The 18425-nt window shown below is 73.0% G+C and carries 16 protein-coding genes and 1 tRNA gene; 10 read left to right on the top strand and 7 right to left on the bottom strand.

Annotated features, from left to right (window positions below; genetic code table 11):
- From ACFV0O_RS09915 to ACFV0O_RS09890, 6 genes are all read left to right on the top strand, one after another.
- Positions 1-1320 (top strand): PP2C family protein-serine/threonine phosphatase, encoded by a 1320-nt coding sequence (locus tag ACFV0O_RS09915; protein ID WP_380338821.1) that lies wholly within the window; start codon positions 1-3, stop codon positions 1318-1320.
- A 108-nt stretch (positions 1321-1428) separates the two neighbouring features.
- The gene (locus ACFV0O_RS09910; protein ID WP_380338819.1) at positions 1429-2784 is read left to right on the top strand and encodes a VWA domain-containing protein; all 1356 of its coding nucleotides are present in this window, start codon (positions 1429-1431) and stop codon (positions 2782-2784) included.
- A 73-nt stretch (positions 2785-2857) separates the two neighbouring features.
- Positions 2858-4141 carry an FHA domain-containing protein gene (locus ACFV0O_RS09905; RefSeq protein WP_380338816.1) on the top strand — a complete coding sequence of 428 codons (1284 nt, stop codon included), beginning with the start codon at positions 2858-2860 and terminating at the stop codon, positions 4139-4141.
- A gap of 156 nt (positions 4142-4297) precedes the next feature.
- Positions 4298-5215, top strand: a complete 918-nt coding sequence (locus tag ACFV0O_RS09900) for an ABC transporter ATP-binding protein (protein WP_380338813.1) — start codon at positions 4298-4300, stop codon at positions 5213-5215.
- Positions 5212-6357 (top strand): ABC transporter permease, encoded by a 1146-nt coding sequence (locus ACFV0O_RS09895; protein ID WP_380338810.1) that lies wholly within the window; start codon positions 5212-5214, stop codon positions 6355-6357. Before ACFV0O_RS09900 ends, ACFV0O_RS09895 begins: the two co-directional genes overlap by 4 nt.
- Positions 6358-6458: 101 nt before the next feature.
- Complete coding sequence (locus ACFV0O_RS09890) at positions 6459-6863, top strand: globin (protein ID WP_380338808.1); 405 nt, start codon at positions 6459-6461, stop codon at positions 6861-6863.
- A 140-nt stretch (positions 6864-7003) separates the two neighbouring features.
- Here the strand turns inward: ACFV0O_RS09890 and ACFV0O_RS09885 are convergent, their stop codons facing one another.
- The 5 genes from ACFV0O_RS09885 to ACFV0O_RS09865 all read right to left on the bottom strand — a co-directional run bounded on the left by ACFV0O_RS09885 (position 7004) and on the right by ACFV0O_RS09865 (position 12821).
- Complete coding sequence (locus ACFV0O_RS09885; protein ID WP_380338806.1) at positions 7004-7696, bottom strand: hypothetical protein; 693 nt, start codon at positions 7694-7696, stop codon at positions 7004-7006.
- Positions 7697-7740: 44 nt separating this feature from the next.
- On the bottom strand, positions 7741-8253 hold the full coding sequence (locus ACFV0O_RS09880) for an acyl-CoA thioesterase (RefSeq protein ID WP_380338804.1): 513 nt from the start codon (positions 8251-8253) through the stop codon (positions 7741-7743).
- A gap of 128 nt (positions 8254-8381) precedes the next feature.
- Positions 8382-10046, bottom strand: coding sequence for an energy-dependent translational throttle protein EttA (ettA, locus tag ACFV0O_RS09875; RefSeq protein WP_360262381.1), 1665 nt, complete (start codon positions 10044-10046; stop codon positions 8382-8384).
- Positions 10047-10416: 370 nt separating this feature from the next.
- A complete protein-coding gene (locus ACFV0O_RS09870) occupies positions 10417-11856 on the bottom strand; it encodes a Cys-Gln thioester bond-forming surface protein (RefSeq protein ID WP_380338801.1) in 1440 nt (479 codons plus the stop codon).
- Between the two features lie 353 nt (positions 11857-12209).
- Complete coding sequence (locus ACFV0O_RS09865; protein ID WP_380339125.1) at positions 12210-12821, bottom strand: single-stranded DNA-binding protein; 612 nt, start codon at positions 12819-12821, stop codon at positions 12210-12212.
- Positions 12822-13464: 643 nt separating this feature from the next.
- Here ACFV0O_RS09865 and ACFV0O_RS09860 point away from each other — a divergent pair.
- A tRNA-Arg gene (locus tag ACFV0O_RS09860) sits at positions 13465-13540 on the top strand.
- Between the two features lie 269 nt (positions 13541-13809).
- Here the strand turns inward: ACFV0O_RS09860 and ACFV0O_RS09855 are convergent.
- Positions 13810-14421 carry a TetR/AcrR family transcriptional regulator gene (locus ACFV0O_RS09855; protein ID WP_380338800.1) on the bottom strand — a complete coding sequence of 204 codons (612 nt, stop codon included), beginning with the start codon at positions 14419-14421 and terminating at the stop codon, positions 13810-13812.
- 76 nt (positions 14422-14497) lie between these two features.
- On the opposite strand from ACFV0O_RS09855, the gene ACFV0O_RS09850 reads away from it, so the two are divergent.
- Complete coding sequence (locus tag ACFV0O_RS09850; RefSeq protein ID WP_360262378.1) at positions 14498-15046, top strand: GNAT family protein; 549 nt, start codon at positions 14498-14500, stop codon at positions 15044-15046.
- 151 nt (positions 15047-15197) lie between these two features.
- Here ACFV0O_RS09850 and ACFV0O_RS09845 read toward each other — a convergent pair whose 3' ends face one another.
- Positions 15198-16712: an MFS transporter gene (locus ACFV0O_RS09845; RefSeq protein ID WP_380338798.1), complete on the bottom strand. Its 1515-nt coding sequence runs from the start codon at positions 16710-16712 to the stop codon at positions 15198-15200.
- A 169-nt stretch (positions 16713-16881) separates the two neighbouring features.
- Between ACFV0O_RS09845 and ACFV0O_RS09840 the strand changes: the two genes are divergently transcribed.
- Both ACFV0O_RS09840 and ACFV0O_RS09835 read left to right on the top strand, forming a co-directional pair.
- Complete coding sequence (locus ACFV0O_RS09840) at positions 16882-17577, top strand: TetR/AcrR family transcriptional regulator (RefSeq protein WP_380338796.1); 696 nt, start codon at positions 16882-16884, stop codon at positions 17575-17577.
- A gap of 35 nt (positions 17578-17612) precedes the next feature.
- Positions 17613-18422 carry an enoyl-CoA hydratase/isomerase family protein gene (locus ACFV0O_RS09835; protein WP_380338794.1) on the top strand — a complete coding sequence of 270 codons (810 nt, stop codon included), beginning with the start codon at positions 17613-17615 and terminating at the stop codon, positions 18420-18422.
- Positions 18423-18425 lie beyond the last annotated feature (3 nt).

The raw sequence follows: 18425 nt of genomic DNA, 5'->3' as shown, positions 1-18425 counted from the left end.
ATGCCGCAGCAGACCGAGTGCCCGAGCTGTTCCGAGCCGATGGACCGTGAGGACGCCTACTGCGGCTCCTGCGGGGCCGGTCGGGACGGCCGGGCCGCCCCGGGCGCGATGCCCGCGGGCTGGGCCGCCGCCCGGGGTGAGGCCGTACCGCAGCAACGCGGACCGGTCTGCGTGCACTGCGGGCAGCCGCAGGTCACCGCGGACGGCTACTGCGAGGGCTGCGGCGGCGCCCAGCCGCGCCCGCGCGACCACATGGAGAAGGCGCTCGCGGGCGTCGCCGGGGTCAGCGACCGCGGCGTGCGCCACCACCGCAACGAGGACAGCTTCACCGTCGCCGCGAGCTCGCTGCCCGGCGGCGAACCGGTCGTGGTCGCCGTGGTGTGCGACGGCGTCTCCTCCTCCGACCGCCCGGACGAGGCCTCGGCGACCGCCGTCGACGCCGCCTCCGAGTCGCTGCTGACCTCGCTGGAGGCCGGCCGGGACCCGAACGAGGCGATGCGTTCGGCCGTCGCCGACGCCGCCAAGGCCGTCGCCGACCTGGCGACCGACGGCGCCGGCCCCACCCGGCCCGACCTCAACGCGCCCGCCTGCACCTTCGTCAGCGCGATAGCGGTGGGCAGCCGGGTCACCATCGGCTGGGTCGGCGACACCCGCGCGTACTGGATCCCGGACGACCGCGCCGCCGCCGAGCCCTTCCGGCTCACCCAGGACGACTCCTGGGCGGCCCGGATGGTCGAGGCCGGGCTGATGAGCGAGGCCGAGGCCTACGCCGACCCGCGCGCGCACGCGATCACCGGCTGGCTCGGCGCCGACGCCGAGGAGGTCGTGCCGCACACCCTCGACTTCACCCCGCACGTCCCCGGCGTGGTGCTGATCTGCACCGACGGGCTGTGGAACTACGCCGAGGCGGCCACCGACCTGGCCTACTACGTGCGCCCGGACGCCCGCGCCGAACCGCTGGCGACGGCCCAGACCCTGGTGAAGTTCGCGGTCGCCGCCGGCGGCCACGACAACATCACCGTCGCGGTGCTGCCGATCGACCCGCCCGCCGTGCCCGTCGAGGAGGCCGACCCGACCCCCACGGCGCTGGACCTGCCGGTGCTGGAGCGCCCGGGGCCGGCCGCGCGCCCGGTCCCGGAGGACGACGAGGACCACGACCCGACCCTGCCGGACATCCCGGTGATCGGCTCCCCCGCCGCCCCGCTGCCCCCGGCACCGCCGGTACCGCCCGCACCGCCGGCGGTCCCGCCGGCACCGCCCGCCGCACCGCCCGTCCCGCCGCCCGTCCCGCCGCTGCCGCCGCACCCGCCGACGGCCTGACCCGCCGTCCGGCCGCCGGCCCTGCGCCATGGTCCGCCGGCCCGGCCGGCGGACCGCCCCGCGTCCTGATCGCATCCACCCCCTCACCCGACGGGAGCCGACCGCCCCATGGCAACACTGGCGAAGCCGAACCTGCCCAGGTTCGACGTGGAGATCTTCCAGAACGAGTACCTGGCCGACGGCGCCCGCGAGGTCAACGCCATCGTCACCGTCACCTCGACCGGCGGAGGCACCTCCGGCGGCCGCCCGCTCGGGATCGCCGACGCCGGACCGGCCGGGGCCGAGGCGGCCACCGCCGTGGTGGTCCTGGTGGACTGCTCGGGGTCGATGGACTACCCCAAGAGCAAGATCAACGGCGCCCGGGAGGCCACCGCCGCCGCCATCGACGCGCTGCGCGACGGCACCGCCTTCGCGGTGGTCGCCGGCACCCACGAGGCCCGCGACATCTACCCCGGCGACGGCACCCTCGCCACCGCCTCCGCCGCCACCCGCGAGCAGGCCAAGGAGTCGCTGCGCCGCCTCACCGCGGCCGGCGGCACCGCGATGGGCACCTGGCTGGCCAAGGCCGACAAGCTCTTCCTGACCCGCCGCGACATCGCCATCCGGCACACCATCCTGCTCACCGACGGCAACAACGAGCACGAGTCGGCGGAGGACCTGGCCCGCACCGTCGAACGGGTCAGCGGCCACTTCACCGCCGACTGCCGAGGCGTGGGCACCGACTGGCGGATCGACGAACTGCGCACGATCTCCTCGGCGCTGCTCGGCACCGTCGACATCGTCGCCGAGCCCTCCGGCCTCGCCGAGGACTTCCGCTCGATGATGGCCGGCGCGATGGGCAAGCAGGTCGCCGACGTCGCGCTGCGGATCTGGACCCCGGCCAACGCCACCGTGAAGTTCGTCAAGCAGGTCGCCCCCGCCGTCGAGGACCTGACCGCCCGCCGAACCGAGGCCGGGCCCCGGGCCGGCGACTACCCCACCGGCTCCTGGGGCGACGAGAGCCGCGACTACCACGTCTGCGTGCAGGTCCCGGCCGCCGTGGTCGGCAGCGAGATGCTCGCCGCCCGGATCAGCCTGGTGCTGCCCCCGCAGGTCGGCAGCGGCACCCCCGAGGTGCTCAGCCAGGGCCTGGTCAAGGCGGTCTGGACCGACGACCTGGCGTCCTCCACCCGGATCAGCCCGCAGGTCGCCCACTACACCGGGCAGGCCGAGCTCGCCTCCTCCATCCAGGAGGGCCTGGAGGCCCACCGCGCCGGCGACGTCGACCGCGCCACCGCCAAGCTGGGCGCCGCCGTCCGGATCGCGCACGCGACCGGGAACGAAGGCACGTTCAAGCTGCTGCAGAAGGTGGTGGACGTGGTGGACCCGAAGGAGGGTACGGTTCGGTTCCGTAAGAACGTGAGCGAGGCCGACTCGATGACCCTCGAGACCCGGTCCACCAAGACGGTACGTGTGAAGAAGTGACCGCTGAAGACGTGACCGGGCCGGCACCCCGGCGCGGCGCCGCACCGAGCCGGCCCGAAACGAGGGGGACCTGATGCCGATCTGCCCGAGGGGCCACGAGTCGCAGGCCGAGGACTGGTGCGACTTCTGCGGCTTCCCGATGACCCCGCCGGCCCCGGCCCCGGGCGCCCACGGGGGCTACCCGGGTGCGCCCGGCACCGGACCCGCACCCGGCGCACCCGCCGGGCACCCGGAGCACGGCGGTGCGCCCTACGGCCCGCCGCCGGTTCCCCCGACCGCGCCGCCCGGGGCCGTGCCCCCGCCGCCGCCCGCGCCCTTCCCGCCCGCGGGCCCGACGCCCCCGCCGGGCGCCTACCCTCCCCCCGGCGCCTACCCGCCGCCCGGGGCCTACCCGCCCGCCGGCCACGCGGCGGCGCAGGGCCTCACCGAGGGCCTGACCGTCTGCCCGATCTGCCGCAGCCCGCAGACCGGCCGGTTCTGCGAGGAGTGCGGCTACGACTACGAGCTCTCCACGCCCTCGCACCGCCAGGCCCCGGCCGCCGGCGCGCCCGCGCCCGGCCCGGCCCAGCCGCCCCCGCTGAACATCCCGGCGGCGTACGGCGGCGCCCCGCAGCAGCCGCAGTCCCCGTACGGCCAGGCGCCGCACGAGCAGGCGTCGCACGAGCAGGCCCCCGGCCGGCAGGCCGTCGCCCCGCCCGTCCCGCAGCAGTCGCAGGCCCCGGCGCAGCCGCACACCTACGGCTACCCGCCCGTCGGCGGGCAGCAGGGGACGGCGCCGGAGGCCGCGTTCCCCGAGGCCCCGGTCCGCGAGGACTCCGGCCCGGTGTACGCCCAGCCGGCCGGCCCCGGCCCGAACAACCGCGGCGGCGACTTCGGCACGTCCTTCCACCTCGCCCCGCCGCAGCCGCAGCACCCCCAGCACGAGGCCGCCCCGGCCGAGCCGGTGCGGACCACCTGGATCGCCGTGGTCGCGGCCGACCGGGACTACTTCACCGACATGATGGCCCGCAGCGGCCCCGAGGCGGCCGGCCTGTTCTTCCCGCCGTACTGCCCCGAGCGCCGTATCCCGCTGACCGGCCGCGGCCAGCTGCGGATCGGCCGGCGCAGCCAGCACCGGGGCACCGTGCCGGAGATCGACCTGTCCGTCCCCCCGGAGGACCCGGGCGCCTCGCACCAGCACGCGCTGCTCGCCGAGCAGGCGGACGGCAGCTGGGTGCTGGTGGACCAGGACTCGACCAACGGCACCACCATGAACGGCGGCGCGGAGCCGGTCGCCCCGCACACCGCGGTGCCGCTGAACGACGGTGACCGGATCCACATCGGCGCCTGGACGACCATCACGGTGCACCGCGCCTGACACATCCCTGAGTGCGCGTCAGCGACAACTCCGGCCGGGCCGGGCGGAATTCAACATTTCGCCCGGCCCGGCCTTTCTTCCCGATTCCTCAAAGGATCCCCAAATCCCGGTCCACGGTGTGCACAGGACGCCCCGGAACCCCTATTCTCAGGGCACATGACTGCAGCTATATCCGCCGACGGCATCCGTCAGCGGTACGGGGATGTGCAGGCCGTCGACGGGGTGTCCCTCACCGTCGAGGCCGGCGAGTTCTACGGGATCCTGGGCCCCAACGGCGCCGGGAAGACCACGACCATGGAGATCCTGGAAGGCGTCCGTCAACCGGACGAGGGCCGGGTCGAGCTGCTGGGGATGGCTCCCTGGCCGCGCAATCCGAAGCTGCTGCCGCGAATCGGCGTGCAGTTCCAAGCTTCCGCTTTCTTCCGGAAACTGACGGCCCGGGAGACCATCCGCACCTTCGCGTCGTTCTACGGGGTCGGCCCCAAGCGGGCCGACGCGATGCTGGAGCGGGTCGGTCTCGCCGACAAGTCCGAGACCCTGACCGACCAGATGTCCGGCGGCCAGGCCCAGCGCCTGTCGATCGCCTGCGCGCTCGCCCACGACCCCGAGCTCGTCTTCCTGGACGAGCCCACCACCGGTCTGGACCCGCAGGCCCGGCGCAACCTCTGGGACCTCCTGCGCGACATCAACGCCGAGGGCCGCACGGTCGTGCTGACCACGCACTACCTGGACGAGGCCGAGGTGCTCTGCGACCGGGTCTCGATCATGGACCACGGGAAGATCCTGCACACCGGCGCCCCGGCGGCGCTGATCCGCGAGATCGACGACACCGTCCGGATCAGCGTGGCCTCCGGCCAGCTGCCGGTCGACCGGGCCCGCGAGCTGCTGACCGCGGGCGGCGCCGACATCGCCACCCTGGAGGACGACACCGTCTCGCTCTCCGTCTCCACCCGCCTTCCGGGCCCGGTGCTCAGCGTCCTGGCCGAGCAGAACGCGCTGCGCGGCCTCGAAGTGCGCGGCGCCACCCTGGAGGACGTCTTCCTCCAGCTGACCGGACGGGAGTTCCGCGCATGACCGCCACCACCCCCACCGAGCCGAAGGTCCCCGCCCAGCGGGGCGGTCCGGCCGGCGCCACCGGCGAGCGGGAGCGGGTCAGCGCGTTCTGGAGCCTGTCCCGCGCGATGCTGCTCGGCATGAAGCGCGACCGCACCGCGACCTTCTTCATCCTGCTCTTCCCGCTGGTGTTCCTGGTCTTCTTCGGCACCGTGACCAAGGGCGCCGGCAGCCCGCACGCCAAGGTGGCCCAGGTCGGCGCGGTGAAGCTGTTCGACTCGATGCAGGGCGACGCCCGGTCCGGGCTGAACGAGGTCCTCACCATCACCAGGGCCGACGACGAGGCGGCCACGCTGGAGAAGGTCCGCAAGGGCGACTTCGACGCGATGATCACGCAGGGCCCGGACGGCAAGGTCGAGCTGCGCTACAGCGCCGCCGACACGGTCCGCGCCGGCGCGCTCCGGGGCATCCTCGACTCGGTGGTCCAGAGCGCCAACCAGGCGGCCACCGGCCAGCCGCCGGCCTACGTGCTGGACGCCCAGCAGGTCGAGGACAAGTCGCTCAAGCCGATCCAGTTCCTCACCCCCGGCCTGCTCGGCTGGGCCGTCGCCACCGGCGCGGTGTTCGGCGCCGCGCTGACGCTGGTCAACTGGCGCAAGACCAAGGTGCTGCGCCGACTGCGGCTGGCCCCGATCAGCGCGGGCACGGTCATCAGCTCCCGGGTCGTGGTCTCGCTGCTGACCGCGCTCCTGCAGAGCGCCGTCTTCCTGGTCGTCGCCACGAGCTTCTTCGGGCTCAAGCTCACCGGCAACTGGTGGCTGATCATCCCGCTGGTGGCCTGCGCGACGCTCGCCTTCATGTCGATCGGCCTGCTGGCCGGCTCGGTCGCCAAGACCGAGGAGGCAGCCAACGGCATCTCCCAGGTCATCGTGCTGCCGATGTCCTTCCTGTCCGGCTCGTTCTTCCCGCTGGACGGCGCCCCGGGCTGGCTGCAGACCGTCTCCAAGGTCATGCCGCTGCACTACCTGGTCGAGTCCGCCCAGACGGTGCTGACCCGCGGCGGCGGCGTCATGGACGCCCTGCCGACCATGGGCGGCCTGCTGCTCTTCGCGGCGGCGCTGACCGGGGTCGCCTGGAAGCTGTTCAAGTGGGAGGACGTCTGACGGTCCCGCACCGACGGTCGATCCCGACGGGGTCGTACGCCTCCGGACCCGCGCCCTTGGTCCTGGTGTACGACCCCGTCGGCGTCTGCGACCATGGTCGGGTGAGAGAGATCCGGCGGGGCACGTTGAGCGAGGAGACCTTCTTCGACCAGGTCGGCGGTGAGCCGACCTTCCGACGTCTGGCCCACCTGTTCTACGAGGGCATCGCCGAGGACGAACTGCTGCGGCCGATGTACCCCGAGGACGACCTCGGCCCGGCCGAGGAGCGCATGGCGCTGTTCCTGATGCAGTACTGGGGCGGCCCGCGCACCTACAGCGACCGGCGGGGCCACCCCCGGCTGCGGATGCGGCACGCGCCGTTCAAGGTCGACCGCGCGGCCCACGACGCCTGGCTGAAGCACATGCGGGCAGCCGTCGCGGGTCTGGAGCTGGAGGCCGACCACGAGCGGCAGTTGCTGGACTACCTGACGTACGCCGCCGCCTCGATGATCAACACCGAGGGCTGAGCGGAGCGGCGGCCCTCCCGGGCCGCACCGGCCCCGGATCGTGCCGGCCCTGGATCCTGTCGGCCCTGGATCCTGCCGTCCGCGGATCCTGCCGGCCCCGGCCGCGTCGGCCGATCGGGCGTGCTGTCGGACCGGACGTGCTACCCGACCGGGCTGAGCCCCAGCCCCGCGCCCGGCGCGGCCACGGTGCGCACCGCCACCGAGCCCGCCGGGGCGCTCAGCCGCAGCCAGCCCCCCGCCCGGTGCACGGAGAGCGGCACACCGGGCTTCAGGAAGCCCATCACGTGCGCGGCGTGCACCGCCCGCAGCGGCAGCTCCGGCAGCACGGACACCGGCCGGGACCAGATCTCGTCGGCCAGCGCGTCCAGCACCGCACGGGTCCGGTGGTGCACCGGCACGGCCTCGCTGCGCTCGCGGAACTCCCGCACCCCGGCCATGAGTTCCGGGTACACCTCGGCCACCGGCGGGGCCCCGGCCGGCCGCCAGCCGGTGCGCGGCGGCAGCAGTCCGGCCCAGGCCGGGCCGGTCACCGGCGCGGGCAGCGCGACGCTGCCCGCCTCGTCGTCCACGCCGTCCAGCAGTCGGCCCGCCGAGACGGTCAGGTCCACCGCCTCGTCGAGGCCGCCCAGCCGCGCGGTCCGGATCGCCAGCGCGCCCGAACCGCCCAGCGGCAGCCGCCCGAAGACCGCCAGCACACCGTCCCCGCCGCCCGGCCCCACCGCCTGCAGGCGCACCGCGGCCGCCTTGTCGAAGCGCAGCAGGCGCAGCAGGAAGGCGGAGAGGTCGGCGGCCTCCCCGGCGTCGGTCAGGGCGAGGCGGGCGGTGACGGTCAACGCAGCTCAGCTCGAATCATCACGTGGCGGTCGGTCGGCGGCGGTCAGACGGCGGCGGGCACGGCGGCGGCCTTCGCGGCAGCGGGCACGGCGGCCTTCGCCGCGGCGGGCACCGCGGCGGTCCTCGCCTCGGCGGGCTCCTCCATGAAACGGCCGAGGAACTCCCGCTCCACGGGCGAGATCCGGCGCGGCCGGCCCTCGGCCAGGTCGTAGGGCACGACCACGGTGGACGCCCGGACGTACACGGTCTCGGTGCCGTCCTCCGCGACGTCCTTGACCTCGTACGAGACGGTCAGCGCGGCGCCACCGATCTTCGTCACCCAGGTCTCGACGGTGACCGGCTCCGGCCGGTGCACCAGCGGGCGCTTGTAGTCGATCTCGTGGCGCGCCACCACCGAACCGCCCGCGAACTCCCCGGCGCCGGCCGCGGCGGCCTGGGTGAACATGAAGTCGATCCGGGCCTCCTCCAGGTAACGCAGGAAGACCACGTTGTTGACGTGCCCGAAGGCGTCCATGTCGGACCAGCGCAGCGGGCAGGCGTAGATGTGGCGAGCCACGGGTGTTCTCCTCGGTTCCGGTCGCCCGCCGCCGCCGTCTCCTCGCGGACGACGGACGGTGGCGATGGGCCGCGGCCCGGCAGGCCGCCCCGGAGGGCAGTCTGCCGGGCCGTCGTGACAGCTGGGTGTCAGCCTCGGGTCAGCTTCTTGTACGTGGCCCGGTGCGGACGGGCGGCGTCGGCGCCGAGCCGCTCGATCTTGTTCTTCTCGTAGGACTCGAAGTTGCCCTCGAACCAGAACCACTTGCTCTCGCCCTCGTAGGCGAGGATGTGGGTGGCCACCCGGTCCAGGAACCAACGGTCGTGGGAGATGACCACGGCGCAGCCGGGGAACTCCAGCAGGGCGTTCTCCAGCGAGGAGAGCGTCTCGACGTCGAGGTCGTTGGTGGGCTCGTCGAGGAGCAGCAGGTTGCCGCCCTGCTTGAGGGTGAGCGCCAGGTTCAGGCGGTTGCGCTCACCGCCGGAGAGCACACCGGCCGGCTTCTGCTGGTCCGGGCCCTTGAAGCCGAAGGCCGACACGTAGGCGCGGGACGGCATCTCGACCTGGCCGACGTTGATCCAGTCCAGACCGTCGGAGACGACCTCCCAGAGGGTCTTCTTCGGGTCGATGTTGGAGCGGGACTGGTCGACGTAGCTGATCTTGACCGTCTCGCCGACCTTGACCGTGCCGCTGTCCGGGGTCTCCATGTCCTGGAGCATCTTGAACAGGGTGGTCTTGCCGGCGCCGTTCGGGCCGATGATGCCGACGATGCCGTTGCGCGGCAGGGTGAAGCTGAGGTCGTCGATCAGGACCTTCTCGCCGAAGGCCTTGTTGAGGTTCTCGACCTCGATGACGACGCTGCCCAGACGCGGGCCCGGCGGGATCTGGATCTCCTCGAAGTCCAGCTTCCGCATCTTGTCGGCCTCGGCCGCCATCTCCTCGTAGCGGGCCAGACGCGCCTTGGACTTCGCCTGGCGGCCCTTGGCGTTGGAGCGGACCCACTCCAGCTCTTCCTTGAGGCGCTTGGCGCGCTTCGCGTCCTTCTGCCCCTCGACCTTGAGACGCGACTGCTTGGTCTCCAGGTAGGTCGAGTAGTTGCCCTCGTACGGGTAGGCGCGGCCGCGGTCGAGCTCCAGGATCCACTCGGCGACGTTGTCCAGGAAGTACCGGTCGTGGGTGACGGCGACGACGGTGCCCTTGTACTTCTCCAGGTGCTGCTCCAGCCAGTTCACCGACTCGGCGTCCAGGTGGTTGGTGGGCTCGTCGAGCAGCAGCAGGTCGGGGGCCTCCAGCAGCAGCTTGCAGAGCGCGACGCGGCGCTTCTCGCCACCGGAGAGCTTGGTGACCGGCCAGTCGCCGGGCGGGCAGCCCAGGGCGTCCATGGCCTGCTCCAGCTGGGCGTCCAGGTCCCAGGCCTCGGCGTGGTCCAGGTCCTCCTGGAGCTTGCCCATCTCGTCCAGCAGCGCGTCCGAGTAGTCGGTCGCCATCAGCTCGGCGATCTCGTTGAAGCGGTTGAGCTTCCCCTTGATCTCCTTGACGCCGTCCTCGACGTTCTCCAGAACGGTCTTGGACTCGTCGAGCGGCGGCTCCTGGAGCAGCATGCCGACGGTGAAGCCGGGCGAGAGGAAGGCGTCGCCGTTGGAGGGCTGCTCCAGGCCGGCCATCATCTTCAGCACGGTGGACTTACCGGCGCCGTTGGGGCCCACGACGCCGATCTTCGCTCCGGGGAGGAAGCTGAGCGTCACGTCGTCAAGGATGACCTTGTCTCCGTGAGCCTTGCGCACCTTGCGCATCGTGTAGATGTATTCCGCCACGTGAGATCGCTCCGGCGTCGTCGGGAGTAATTCGGGTTTCAGCGTTCCATTGTGCCGCACCCGGCCGCGGGTCCCGAACCGCCGTGGTGCCCCTCCGGGGTATCCCCGGCCCCGCCGGCGCGTGCCGGGGCCCGCGCCGGCCGCCTCCCCCGCGAACGCCCGGGCCCGGTCCCGGACGATCACGGAGGTCGGAGCCCGTGGAACGCGGAAGCCCGGCCCGGTGGAGCCCGGAAACCCGACCCCGCGGAGCGCGGAAACCCGGCCCCGTGAAACGCAGAAGCCCGGCCCCCCCCCGCGATTGCGGGGGGCCGGGCCGGGCTCTGCGTCAGGGCTTCAGGGGGTCAGCGCCCCCGGGGCCCGCGGAGCCGGGTCAGGCGGTGGTGCGACCGTGGCGGCCGCGGCGGCGCAGGACGAAGACTGCGGCGCCACCGGCCACGACCAGGCCACCGGCGACGGCGGCGAGGATCGGGGTCGAGTCATTGGCACCGGTCTGGGCCAGGCCACCGGTGCCCGGGGCGGTGCTGGTCGGAGCCGGGGACGGGTGGCCGGCGCCGGTGCTCGGGGTGCCCGAGGGGGTGCCGGTCGGGGCCGGGGTGCCCGACGGGGTGCCGGTCGGCGTGCCGGTCGGGGTGCCCGTGCCGGTCTTGCAGTCCAGGACGCCCTCGAAGTCGCGGCTGTAGCCGTTCGGGCCGGTGACGGTGATCTTGTAACCGGTCTTCTCGGCGACCGGGACGAGCACGCTCTCGGTCTTGCCGGGCTGGACGGTCACCTGCTGCTTGCCGACCGTGACGGTACCGGCCTCGTCACCACCGTTGGTGACGGAGACGCGCACGCCGTTGTTGGCGCACTCGACCTTGGCGGTGCTGTCGATCAGCGCGCCCTTGCCCTGCTTCCAGGTGGCCTTGGCCGCGTCCGCGACGTTCAGCTTGGTGGAGCCGGCCAGGATCATGGTCTGGCTGTGGTCCTCACGGGTGTAGCCCTTGCTGAGGAAGACACGACCGCTGGGGACCACGGTGGAGGCGGTGGCGTTCACCGTGACCGAGCCGTCCGGGGTGCCGGCCGGCACGTCCAGGAACAGCTGGGTGTCCTTGGCGATCGGACCGGCGACCGAGCCGCCGACCGGCTTGTTGTCCTTGTCCAGCAGCTTGACCTTGTCGGCGGCGTCGCCGCTGACGGCCAGCTTCACCTCGGAGGCGCTGGAGTTGAGGGTGAACGGGCCGAGCTTGGCGCCGGACTTGCCGGAGACCGAGTCCGGGCTGAGGCTCAGCGAGGGCTTGGGCTCGGCGGCGATGCCCTTGTTGGCGGCGCCGGTCAGGTAGTCCCGGAGCTTCTTGGCCTCGGGGCTGCGCGGGGTGGCGTTCTTGTTGTCCGAGTACTTCCAGATCGCGGCCTGGGTGCCCGCGGCGGCGTCCTCGGGGGTCAGGCTGCCCGCACCGGCGGCCTTGGCGAGCGCCGTGAGGTCCTTGACCTGCGGGTACGAGTTCTCCAGGATCCAACGGATCTTGGCGGCGGCCTCGACCTTGTTCTTGTCGCCGAGGGAGCTGGAGGCCCAGTCGGACTCCTGGTACTGAATCTTCTTCCGGATGTCGACCGGGAAGCCGAAGTCGATGCAGTAGGTCTGCAGCTCGCCGTCGGCGGTCTTGAGGGTGAACAGGCCGCCGTCGACCGTGCCCTCACCGTCGACGTCGATCTTCTCGCCGAGCATCGTGGGCTGCACCACTGCGGTCACGCCCGAACCCGGGGTGTCCGCCGCGACTGCCGCACCGGCGACGAACAGGCCTCCGCCCAACGCCACGCTGGTCGTGAGCATGACAGTGGTTATCCGGGACAGACTCCGCCCCTGCCTCTTGAACATCTGGGATCCCTCCGGGCCGGGCCGCTCCGAAGGGCAGCCCGCCGACTTGCCGTGCCGCGCGTGCCCCCTGTGGCACTGCTGCGGGTATGAACCAGACGAATCCTATTGACCCCCAGAGGTCCCGAAACCCCCATGCGAAATCAGGACGATTCCGTATCTGGATCGTTATCAATCCCCCCAGATTCCACACAAGCTGACGGTCGACCAGAAAATCTCCGGCCACTTTCCGTTATCCGCCGGGATTGCGCGTGCGGGCACAACAACCTTCTCGATCAACATATTTGTCGACAGGGAAGGTCACCGACCCGTCAGTTCGGCGCATCCGGCCCGACACCTTCCCGATCCCCCTCGGACACCTCCTCCTGCCCACCCGTCACCGACCGCAGGCCCGGCGGCAACGCCCGCGGGCCGGACCCCGGAGCGGCCTCCGCCGCCACCGCCGGCGCCGCCGCGGCCGCCCTGCGCGCCTCCAGTGCGCTCACGATCCACTCCGGCACCACCTCGGCTCCGGGCTCCGCCCCGGCCTCCGCCCCGGCCGACCTCGCACCGACCGCCGGCTCCCCGCGCACCCCGGCCGCCCAACGGAACGCCGAGGTACCACGGGTGAGGTCGTGTCCGACCGATCGGGCGTCGATCTCCGCCCGGCTGCGCCGCGCCTCCCCGTCCACCCACTCCCGCACCCGCAGCCGACCGCTCACCAGCACCGGATCACCCTTGGCCAGCGAGCCGATCAGGTTCACCGCCAGCGCCCGCCAGGCCGTCACCGTCACCCACTGCGTCCCGCCGTCCACCCAGCACCGGCGCTGCCGGTCGTACCGCCGCTCGGTGCAGCCGATCCGGAAGGTGGCCGTCGGCACCCCGCCGGAGGTTTCCGCATAGCTCACCTCCGTCGCGACATTGCCGAGCACCGTCACATGCATCTCGTTCACAGCGCACTCTCCGTTCTCGCCGATGCACCGTACGGAATCGACCGGTGCATCCGGAGCATGCACTTCGGGAGAAATTCGGGCCAGTGACTTCCTAAATCCTGTGGATAACTCGGCCCTGTGGAACAGCTGTCACTCGCAGGGGTGAATTTCAGCCTCCGGGGGGCGCTTCGCCCCCGTCTCTTCGCGGCCATGACAACAAACCCGCTGATCGACGCCGGGGGCCGACGCGCGCCGGAACGCCCGCCGGCGACCGTCCGCGCACGTCATCCGACCGGTGCGGCCGCGATTACCGCCCCCCACCCTCGCCGCCGGCGGCACATTCTCCGTGTCGAATCCATAACGGGTGAGGAGGCAGCCCCGTAACGAGTGCACAACGTCCGGCGCCGAAGACTCCCAGACCGCTGCACTCACGGCGTTCACCTGCGATTATCGGACCGCTCCACCAAACCGACACACCAGCGACGGTGTCGTCACACCCGGCCGAGGAACTGGACACCCTTATCCTGTCCCCGACAGGGCGAGGGCCCACCGACCCCCACCCCCACCCCTCGGGCACGGGGCGGACAGCGCGCGCCCAGGCGCTAGCCGCCCGGTCCCGGCCACGGTCACGCCCACCGAGGGTGTCGCCCGTCCCGCCCCCATAGCTCAGCGGATAGAGCACCCGCCTTCTAAGCGGTAGGTCGCAGGTTCGAATCCTGCTGGGGGCACCACCCTGCAATTCCCGCAGGCCGCCACGCCATTCGCGACCATGCGTAGCCGGCCGGGTCCGCCCGGTAATGTCCGGCACCCACCGCGCATAACCCGTGACAATCCGTGTCATGCCCGCTGCGAAAACTCCCGGCGGCCATTGCCGCGCCGCTCCGGGAATCGCCCCGGTGGCAATCGTCCGGCCCGGACAATCCCGCCAGGCTCCGCGAACGGCGGAAATCCCGGGCGAATCCCCCACCCGGGAGCATTCCGCCGGCCCGCCGACGGCCGGTCAGCCCGCCAGCCCCGCCAGGTGGGCGTCCAGCAGCGCGATCTGCCGCGCCGGCGGGAACTCCCCCGGGGCGAACAGCGCCTGCACCACCAGCCCGAGCACGAAGGCCTGCGCCCCGGCGGCGACTTCGGCCGGATCGGCCCCCGCCGGGAGCTCGCCGAGCCGCTGGGCGTCCGCGACGAGCTCCGTGAGCGCCACCCGCGAGCGGGCGTACCGGCCCCCGTGGGCGTCCGTCAGCTCCGGATCGGCCAGGGCGTGGTCCCAGGAGCCGACCCAGATCCGGTTGCCCGCCGCGGCGTCCTCGTCCAGCGGCAGCACGTCCAGCAGCGCCGCCCGCAGCCGGGGCAGTCCGGCGGGCGGCGGCGGGCTGCCGTCGGCGGGCGCGGTGCGCCGGGGCCGTTCGCCCGAGCGCCGGTCCAGCTCCTCCAGGGCGTGCCGCAGCAGTGCCCGCTTGTTCGGGAAGTAGTGCGTCAACAGTCCGGTGGAGGCACCCAGCTCGGCGGCCACCGCGCGCAGGGTCAGTCCCTCGAAGCCCCGGGCGGAAAGCACCCGCCACACCCCCTCGGACACGTCCGAGCGGCGGGCGTCATGGTCTCCACGGGCCGGTGTCATGGGGGCTATCGTACATACCAAACGTTTGTTATGAATGATTCCGACCAGCCGCGCACCACCCGTGAAAGGCCCGCCCGTGTTTGCCGTACCGCTCACCGACACCGCCGAACTGCGCCCGCTGGAACCGTGGCAGGCCCCGGAGTTCCTGGCCCACATCGACCGGGCCCGCGCCCACACCGACCCGTGGATCCCGTGGGCCACCTTCTCCACCGACCCGGAATCGGCCCGCGCCACCCTGCAGCGCTACGCCGACGGCCAGGCCGCCGACCAGAAGCGGATCTTCGGCATCTGGCGGGACGGCACCCTGGTCGGCGGCGTGATGTTCGTCGGATTCGACACCACGTCCGGCGTCTGCGAGATCGGCGCCTGGACCGAGCCGGCCGGCGAGGGCGGCGGGCTCATCACCGCCGCCGTCCGGAAGCTGCTCGACTACGCCTTCGTCACCCGCGGCCTGCACCGCGCCGAGTGGTGGTGCACCTCGGTCAACGCCCGCAGCCGCGCCGTCGCCGAGCGGGTCGGCATGAAGCGGGACGGCGTGCTGCGCGAGTGGTACCTCCACAACGGCGTCCGCCTCGACAAGGAGATCTGGGCGATCCTGGCCCACGAGTGGTCTGCCCGGGCCTGAGCCCCCGGCGCCGCCCGGGCCCGGACCTGGCGCACGGCGACGGCCCGGTGGACTCCCCCCAGTCCACCGGGCCGCTCGTCGCTCCGAGCCCTGACGACCGCTCGGGCCGCCGCGCTCCCCGCTCCCCGGCCGTTCAGGCCCTTCAGGCCCTTCAGGCCGCGAGCACCGGCCGCTCCCCTTCGGAGCGCTCGGTCTCCGACGCGCCGCCCGCACTCCCGGCCGACCGCAGCCGCAGCGCCAGCAGCAGGGCCACCGCCAGCAGCCCGCCGGCCGAAAGGAACACCACGTCCACCGCGTCGGTGAAACCGACCAGAGCGTGCTCACGGGCGGCGCCGGTGAGCGTGCGGAGCGCACCGACCGTCCCTCCGGGCTCGCCCGCCTGGTAGACCCGGGTCAGCACGGTGCCGAACAGCGTCGCGCCGAGTGCGCTGCCGAGGGTCTGGAAGAAGCGCACCCCGGTGGTCGCGACGCCGAGCTGGTGGGCGGGTGCGGCCCCCTGCACCAGCATGACCAGCTGGCCGATCAGCTGGCCCAGCCCGCAGCCCAGCAGGGCGAGTTCGGCCAGCACCACCCACAGCGGGGTGGTCGGCCCGGTGAGGCCGAGCAGGGCCAGGGCGAGCGCCGCGAGGCCGGCCCCGGCCACCAGGAAGGTCCGCGGCACGTGGCCGCGGGCGGTCAGCCTGCCGACCAGCAGGCCGACCGCGGTCATCCCGGCCGCCATCGGGATCAGGTAGAGGCTCGCCGTGGTCGGCTCGACGCCGCGGGCGATCTGCAGGTAGATCATCACGTAGACGATCGACCCGGTCATGGCCACCCCGACCAGGCCCTGGATCGCGAAGCCCAGCCGCACCGCACGGATCCGGAACAGCGACAGCGGCAGCACCGGTTCCGCGGCGGTGGCCTGACGCCACAGGAAGAGCACGAAGGCGGCCAGGGTCGCGGCGCCGAGCCCGAGGATCACCGGGGAGGTCCAGGCGTGGTCCTTGCCGCCCCACTCGGTGATCAGCAGCAGCCCGGTGGTGAAGGCCGCGGCGAGGGCCGCGCCGAGGAAGTCCAGGCTGCCCCGGCCGGCCGCCGCCGGCAGCTTGAGCACCAGGGCGGCGCCGACCAGGACCAGCAGGCCGAGCGGCAGGTTGACGTAGAAGATCCAGCGCCAGCTGAGGTGGTCGGTGAGCAGCGCCCCGATCAGCGGGCCGACGGCCATGCCGAGGCCGGCGACGATGCCGCCCGCCGCCCCGCCCTTGCCCCCGCCCTCCTGATCCGGGTCCCTGAGGTGGGCCATCACCACCATGGTGACGCTCATCAGTCCGCCGCCGCCGATGCCCTGGACGGCCCGGAAGGCGATCAGCTGCTCCATGCTCTGCGCGGCCCCGCAGAGCGCGGAGCCGAGCAGGAAGGCGCCGACCGCGCCGAGCAGCACGCGCTTGGCGCCGTACAGGTCGCAGAGCTTGCCGTACAGCGGGAGCAGCGCGGTGGCGGCCAGGGCGAAGGCGCTGACCAGCCAGGGCAGTCGGTCGACACCGTGGACGGGGTCGAGCTCGCGGACGATCGGCACGCTGGCCGCCGACACGATGTTCATGTCGAGCACCGCCAGCACGATCGTGACCAGGCAGATCAGCATGCCCAGCCCGCGCCGGGCCGGTGTCATCAGGGTGGTCGGTGCCATCGTCAGGTCCCCCCAGGGTCGGTGGAGTTCGGTCCGGACCGGGTCGGCCCGGCGGAACGGCACCACCCTGACAGTATTTTTGGACCAGGTCAATCCTTGGGCTCGGGACACATTTCATCCAGGCATATTGATAATCCTGGTCAATCCTTGATCCTGGTACAGTCACCCCATGGCATCCCCCTCCGGCTTCGAACGCGGCCTCGATCACGGCTTCGACCTCGACGCGCTCCCCCTGCGCGAGCGCAAGAAGATCCAGACCGGCATCCGGCTCTGGCGCACCGCCGTCACGCTGTTCGCCGAACGGGGCTTCGACCAGGTGTCGGTGGCCGAGATCGCGGCCGCCGCCGACGTGTCCAAGATGACCGTCTTCAACTACTTCCCCACCAAGGAAGACCTGGTCATGGGCCCGATGGAGCAGCACATCGACGAGCCGGCCCGGGTGGTGCGCGAACGCGCCCCGGGCAGCTCCGCGGTGGAGGCGCTGCGCGCGCACTACCTCGCCGCGCTGGCGGTGTTCGACCCCTCGACCGGCCTGTCCGACGACCGGGTCGTCCTCGACGTGGTCCGGGTGATCCACCAGACCCCGACCCTGCTCGTGCGCGCCACCGCCGGCTTCGACCGGAAGTCCCAGACCCTGCTGGCCGCCGAACTGCTCGCGCAGGACCCGGACCACGACGAGTTCACCGCCAAGGTCGCCGCCGCCCAACTGCTGGCGGCCCAGCTGACCCTGACCGCCGACAACCAGCGCCGGATGCTGGCCGGCGAGCGCGCCGAGGACGCCCTGCCCGCCGCGCTCGACGCGGCCCACCGCGCCTTCGCCATGGTCGAACGGGGCCTCGGGGACTACGGCGCCGGCACCGCCTGAGAGAGTGGGCGCACCACGACCGACCGGAGGTGCGCATGGACCAGCCGCTGCTCACACGGGACCGCTCCGCCCTGCCCGCCCGGGCGGAGGGCCTCCACGCGTACGTCGGCGAGGACGGCGTCGCGGTGCTGGAGTTCGCCCGCCCGCACCGCCGCAACGCGGTGACGCTGGCGATCTGGGCGGCGCTGCCCGAGGCGCTGGAGCAGCTCGCGGCCCGCACGGACGTGCGCGCCCTGCTGCTGACCGGCGCCGGCAACACCTTCAGCGCGGGCGCGGACATCGGCGAACTCGCCGAGGTGTACGGCGACCCGAAGCGCGCGGACGCCTACCACGCGGTCAACGTCGCCGCCGAGGAGGCGCTGGCGGCGTTCCCGCACCCGACGATCGCGGTGGTGCACGGTGCCTGCGTGGGCGGCGGCTGCCAGCTGGCCGTCGCCTGCGACCTGCGGTTCGTCGCCGAGGACGCCCGGCTGGGCATCACCCCGGCCAAGCTCGGCGTGGTCTACCCGGCGGTGCCGACCCTGCGGCTGGCCCGGCTGGTCGGCCCCGCCCGCGCCAAGTACCTGCTGTTCTCCGGCGAGTTGGTGGCGGGCCGGGACGCCCTGCCGCTGGGCCTCGCCGAGCGCGTCCTGCCGGACGCCGAACTGGACGCCGCCGCGCTGGACTTCGCCCGCGTGCTGACCCAGCGTTCGCCGCAGACCATCGGCGCCGTGAAGGCCGCCCTGGCCGTCCCGCCCGAGCGGGCAGCCGAGGCACTGGCCCCCTGGGAGCGCCGTTCCCGCGAAGCCCCGGACGTCCACGAGGGCCTCGCCGCCTTCCTGGAGGGCCGCCCGGCGCTCTTCTGAGCA

It is taken from the genome of Kitasatospora sp. NPDC059577 (genome assembly GCF_042735475.1).
Classification (GTDB): domain Bacteria; phylum Actinomycetota; class Actinomycetes; order Streptomycetales; family Streptomycetaceae; genus Kitasatospora.
The sequence above is the reverse complement of the archived record's forward strand: the minus strand, read 5'-3'. Positions and strand labels throughout refer to the sequence as shown.

Excerpts from the sequence above, each read along its gene's own strand:
- ACFV0O_RS09915 (WP_380338821.1), top strand. The coding sequence starts at position 1 with ATGCCGCAGCAGACCGAGTGCCCGAGCTGTTCCGAGCCGATGGACCGT.
- ACFV0O_RS09910 (WP_380338819.1), top strand. The coding sequence starts at position 1,429 with ATGGCAACACTGGCGAAGCCGAACCTGCCCAGGTTCGACGTGGAGATC.
- ACFV0O_RS09905 (WP_380338816.1), top strand. The coding sequence starts at position 2,858 with ATGCCGATCTGCCCGAGGGGCCACGAGTCGCAGGCCGAGGACTGGTGC.
- ACFV0O_RS09900 (WP_380338813.1), top strand. The coding sequence starts at position 4,298 with ATGACTGCAGCTATATCCGCCGACGGCATCCGTCAGCGGTACGGGGAT.
- ACFV0O_RS09895 (WP_380338810.1), top strand. The coding sequence starts at position 5,212 with ATGACCGCCACCACCCCCACCGAGCCGAAGGTCCCCGCCCAGCGGGGC.
- ACFV0O_RS09870 (WP_380338801.1), bottom strand. The coding sequence starts at position 11,856 with ATGCTCACGACCAGCGTGGCGTTGGGCGGAGGCCTGTTCGTCGCCGGT.
- ACFV0O_RS09865 (WP_380339125.1), bottom strand. The coding sequence starts at position 12,821 with ATGCATGTGACGGTGCTCGGCAATGTCGCGACGGAGGTGAGCTATGCG.
- ACFV0O_RS09855 (WP_380338800.1), bottom strand. The coding sequence starts at position 14,421 with ATGACACCGGCCCGTGGAGACCATGACGCCCGCCGCTCGGACGTGTCC.
- ACFV0O_RS09845 (WP_380338798.1), bottom strand. The coding sequence starts at position 16,712 with ATGGCACCGACCACCCTGATGACACCGGCCCGGCGCGGGCTGGGCATG.
- ACFV0O_RS09840 (WP_380338796.1), top strand. The coding sequence starts at position 16,882 with ATGGCATCCCCCTCCGGCTTCGAACGCGGCCTCGATCACGGCTTCGAC.
- ACFV0O_RS09835 (WP_380338794.1), top strand. The coding sequence starts at position 17,613 with ATGGACCAGCCGCTGCTCACACGGGACCGCTCCGCCCTGCCCGCCCGG.